Source organism: Micrococcus sp. HSID17227 (assembly GCF_003989405.1).
Taxonomy (GTDB): domain Bacteria; phylum Actinomycetota; class Actinomycetes; order Actinomycetales; family Micrococcaceae; genus Micrococcus; species Micrococcus luteus.
On the sequence record NZ_RBLN01000387.1, the window covers coordinates 1 to 1,384 of the forward strand.

Sequence of the window (1,384 nt, forward strand, 5' to 3'; positions counted from 1 at the left end):
TCCACGCCGGCAGCACGGTCTCGCGGACGTCGTAGTCGAAGCCGCGCTCGTCCATCCACGGGTCGTTGAAGATCTTGGCGAGGTAGCCGCGGCCCGAGTCGGGCAGCACGATCACCATGACGTCCTCCGGGCCGAGCTCGCGGGCGGCGCGCAGGCCGGCCACGACGGCCAGACCGGAGGAGCCGCCCACGAGCAGGCCCTCCTCGGCGGCGAGGCGGCGGGTCATGGCCAGGGCCTCGGCGTCCTCGACGGCGATGACCTCGTCCGGGACCGCGGGGTCGTAGTTGTCCACCCACATGTCCTCGCCGACACCCTCGACGAAGTAGGGCCGGCCGGTGCCGCCGGAGTACACCGAGCCGCTGGGGTCCGCGCCGATCACGCGGACGGGACCGGACGGGCGGTCCGCCGAGACCTCCTTGAGGTAGCGGCCGGTGCCCGTGATGGTGCCGCCCGTGCCGGCGCCCATCACGACGTGGGTGACGCGGCCGGCCGTGTCCTCCCAGATCTCGGGGCCGGTGGTCTCGTAGTGGGAGGCCGGGGCGGCGGGGTTGAAGAACTGGTTGGGCTGATAGGCCCCGGGGATCTCCCGCACGAGGCGGTCGGCGACCCCGTAGTAGGACTCCTCGGACGTCGGGTCCACGGCGGTGGGCGTGACGACGAGCTCGGCGCCGTACGCGCTGAGCACGTCCCGCTTCTCCTGACCCACCTTGTCCGGGGTGACGAACACGGTGCGGTAGCCCTTGAGCTGCGAGACCAGGGCCAGCCCTACGCCCGTGTTGCCCGAGGTGGGCTCCACGACGGTGCCGCCCGGGCCGAGCAGGCCCTCGCGCTCGGCCTCCTCGATCATCTTCAGCGCGATGCGGTCCTTCACGGAGCCACCGGGGTTCAGGTATTCGACCTTCACCAGCACGGTGGCCTCGATGCCCTCCGTCACGGAGTGCAGCTTCACGAGCGGGGTGTGCCCGATCAGCTCGAGGACGTTCTCGGCGTACTGCATGGGCTGCGCAGGGGTGGGCGCGGGGGTCTGTTCAGTCACGCACCCCACGCTACGCCAGGGGCCGGACGCCGAAGGAGGGCCCCGGACACGCGGGGCAACGCCCGGCGTGCGCGCCGTCACGGCCGACGTCGTCCTGTCCGGGCCCGGGTGTACGGTGCGGGCATGATCGCCCCGGACGCCGAGCGCCGCGTACGCGTGCCCGTCCCCGTGGACGTCGCGCTCACCCTGCGTCCCCTGCAGCGCGGCGCGGCCGACCCCACGGTCCGCGCCACACCGCAGGGCGTCTGGCTCACCCTGCGCTCCCCCGCCCCGGACGCGGCGGCGGGCGGGCCGGGCCGGCCGCCGTCCTTGCTGGCCTCCGGCGCCCGGGAGGCCGCAGGGGGCGGC

Annotated in this window: 1 protein-coding gene and 1 pseudogene; one reads left to right on the plus strand and one right to left on the minus strand. The window is 74.1% G+C overall.

The annotated features are described in order from the left end of the window. A partial coding sequence (locus tag D8M29_RS12090; RefSeq protein WP_127446015.1) for a PLP-dependent cysteine synthase family protein occupies positions 1–997 on the minus strand: 997 nt, incomplete at its 3' end. A gap of 162 nt (positions 998–1,159) precedes the next feature. Here D8M29_RS12090 and D8M29_RS12095 point away from each other — a divergent pair. Then, a pseudogene (locus tag D8M29_RS12095) lies at positions 1,160–1,384 on the plus strand (3-methyladenine DNA glycosylase); the annotation flags it as partial.